The organism is Exiguobacterium sp. SH31 (assembly GCF_001816105.1).
Classification (GTDB): Bacteria; Bacillota; Bacilli; order Exiguobacteriales; family Exiguobacteriaceae; genus Exiguobacterium; species Exiguobacterium aurantiacum_A.
Map to the genome: position 1 here is coordinate 2,501 of NZ_LYTG01000052.1, position 3,395 is coordinate 5,895.

Consider the following 3,395-nt stretch of genomic DNA (forward strand, 5'->3'; position numbering starts at 1 on the left):
TTTGCTCTACCAACTGAGCTACAAAGCCAACTTATTAAGTTTAAATTAAAAATGGCGGTCCCGACGGGATTCGAACCCGCGATCTTCTGCGTGACAGGCAGACATGTTAACCGCTACACCACGGGACCGTTTGTAAAACTATTTGTATCGACTCCACCTATTTTAAATGTCAATTAGGATAAAGTCAATAAGTTTTGTAAAAAAATAAAAAGCCTGGCAACGTCCTATCCTCACAGGGGGAGACCCCCAACTACTTTCGGCGCTGAAGCGCTTAACTTCCGTGTTCGGCATGGGAACGGGTGTGGCCGCTTCGCTATCGCCACCAGACAAGGGAATTGTTCCCTGAAAACTGAAGACTCATCAAGTTCAAACCGTTTCTAGATCAAAGCCTCGACCGATTAGTATCATTCAGCTCCACACGTCGCCGTGCTTCCACTCATGACCTATCTACCTCATCGTCTCTGAGGGGTCTTTCTTGATTGCTCAAAGGGAAATCTCATCTCGGAGGGGGCTTCATGCTTAGATGCTTTCAGCACTTATCCCGTCCGCACGTAGCTACCCAGCGATGCTCCTGGCGGAACAACTGGTACACCAGCGGTGCGTCCATCCCGGTCCTCTCGTACTAAGGACAGCTCTCCTCAAATTTCCTGCGCCCACGACGGATAGGGACCGAACTGTCTCACGACGTTCTGAACCCAGCTCGCGTACCGCTTTAATGGGCGAACAGCCCAACCCTTGGGACCTACTCCAGCCCCAGGATGCGATGAGCCGACATCGAGGTGCCAAACCTCCCCGTCGATGTGGACTCTTGGGGGAGATCAGCCTGTTATCCCCAGGGTAGCTTTTATCCGTTGAGCGATGGCCCTTCCATGCGGAACCACCGGATCACTAAGCCCGACTTTCGTCCCTGCTCGACTTGTAGGTCTCGCAGTCAAGCTCCCTTCTGCCTTTGCACTCTGCGAATGATTTCCAACCATTCTGAGGGAACCTTTGGGCGCCTCCGTTACTGTTTAGGAGGCGACCGCCCCAGTCAAACTACCCGCCTGACACGGTCCTCCAGCCGGATCACGGCTGCGAGTTAGAGACTCTATACGCAAAGGGTGGTATCCCAAGGATGTCTCCACCGAAGCTGGCGCTCCGGCTTCACAAACTCCCACCTATCCTGTACATCGCGTACAAAGCCTCAATATCAGGCTGTAGTAAAGCTCCATGGGGTCTTTCCGTCCTGTCGCGGGTAACCTGCATCTTCACAGGTACTATGATTTCACCGGGTCTCTCGTTGAGACAGTGCCCAAATCGTTACGCCTTTCGTGCGGGTCGGAACTTACCCGACAAGGAATTTCGCTACCTTAGGACCGTTATAGTTACGGCCGCCGTTTACTGGGGCTTCGGTTCAGTGCTTCTCTTGCGATGACACATCCCCTTAACCTTCCAGCACCGGGCAGGCGTCAGCCCCTATACTTCATCTTGCGATTTAGCAGAGACCTGTGTTTTTGCTAAACAGTCGTTTGGGCCTATTCACTGCGGCTTATGTTGCCATAAGCGTCCCTTCTCCCGAAGTTACGGGACCATTTTGCCGAGTTCCTTAACGAGAGTTATCCCGCGCGTCTTAGAATTCTCATCTCGCCTACCTGTGTCGGTTTACGGTACTGGCGCCGACCTCCTTACTAGAGGCTTTTCTTGGCAGCGTGAAATCCGGTACTTCGCCCTACGGGCTCCACATCACAGCTCAACCTTGTGTGCCGGGCGGATTTGCCAACCCGACGGCCTCGCTGCTTGTCCGTGCACTTCCAGTCGCACGGTTACCTTATCCTTCTGCGTCCCCCCATCGTTCAAACGGTGGTACGGCGGTACAGGAATATCAACCTGTTGTCCATCGCCTACGCCTTTCGGCCTCGGCTTAGGTCCAGACTAACCCTGAGCGGACGAGCCTTCCTCAGGAAACCTTGGGCTTTCGACGGAGGGGATTCTCACCCCTCTTTTCGCTACTCACACCGGCATTCTCACTTCCAAGCGCTCCACGGCTCCTCACGATACCGCTTCACTGCTGCTTGGAACGCTCCCCTACCATTCCTTACGGAATCCATAGCTTCGGTGGTATGTTTAGCCCCGTTAAATTTTCGGCGCGGCGTCACTCGACTAGTGAGCTATTACGCACTCTTTGAATGGTGGCTGCTTCTAAGCCAACATCCTAGTTGTCTGTGCAACGCCACATCCTTTTCCACTTAACATACACTTTGGGACCTTAGCTGATGGTCTGGGCTGTTTCCCTTTCGACTACGGATCTTATCACTCGCAGTCTGACTCCCGAGTACAAGTTGCCGGCATTCGGAGTTTGACTGAATTCGGTAACCCTGTGGGGGCCCCTAGTCCAATCAGTGCTCTACCTCCGGAACTCTTCACCTCGAGGCTAGCCCTAAAGCTATTTCGGGGAGAACCAGCTATCTCCAGGTTCGATTGGCATTTCACCGCTACCCACACCTCATCCCCGCACTTTTCAACGTGCGTGGGTTCGGACCTCCAGTCAGTGTTACCTGACCTTCATCCTGGACATGGGTAGATCACCTGGTTTCGGGTCTACGACGACGGACTGATGCGCCCTATTCAGACTCGCTTTCGCTGCGGCTCCGCCTCATCAGCTTAACCTTGCCCGCCATCGTAACTCGCCGGTTCATTCTACAAAAGGCACGCCATCACCCGTTAACGGGCTCTGACTACTTGTAGGCATACGGTTTCAGGATCTATTTCACTCCCCTTCCGGGGTGCTTTTCACCTTTCCCTCACGGTACTGGTTCACTATCGGTCACTAGGAAGTATTTAGCCTTGGGAGATGGTCCTCCCGGATTCCGACGGGGTTTCACGTGTCCCGCCGTACTCAGGATCCACTCTGGAGGGGATAAGATTTCAGCTACAGGGCCGTCACCTTCTCTGGCCGACCTTTCCAGGTCGTTCACCTATCCTATCCCTTTGTAACTCCGTATAGAGTGTCCTACAACCCCAGGAAGCATGCTTCCTGGTTTGGGCTGTTCCCGTTTCGCTCGCCGCTACTCAGGGAATCGAATTTTCTTTCTCTTCCTCCGGGTACTTAGATGTTTCAGTTCCCCGGGTTTGCCTCACGCCGTGCTATGTATTCACACGGGTGTCCCGCCAGTCTCCCGGCGGTGGGTTCCCCCATTCGGATACCTCTGGATCAAAGTGCACTTACCACTCCCCAGAGCATTTCGCTGTTCGTCGCGTCCTTCATCGGCTCCTAGTGCCAAGGCATCCACCGTACGCCCTTTCTACCTTGATCTAGCGTTTCTAAGACACACGGTCCGAACGGACCATGCATATTGTTCTTGGTTTGATGTCTTGATGAATCTTCAGTTTTCAAAGAACAATCGAGGGACGAACCC

Annotated in this window: 2 tRNA genes and 2 rRNA genes (1 of these 4 cut by a window edge); all 4 read right to left on the reverse strand. The window is 53.5% G+C overall.

Annotation, left to right across the window (positions count from 1 at the left end):
- Nucleotides 1–28 (reverse strand) — tRNA-Phe (locus tag A6395_RS07890) (it extends 48 nt beyond the left edge of the window).
- 24 nt (nt 29–52) lie between these two features.
- A tRNA-Asp gene (locus A6395_RS07895) sits at nt 53–128 on the reverse strand.
- Nucleotides 129–211: 83 nt separating this feature from the next.
- Nucleotides 212–327, reverse strand: a 5S ribosomal RNA gene (rrf, locus tag A6395_RS07900).
- Nucleotides 328–378: 51 nt separating this feature from the next.
- Nucleotides 379–3,292 (reverse strand): 23S ribosomal RNA (locus A6395_RS07905).
- Nucleotides 3,293–3,395 lie beyond the last annotated feature (103 nt).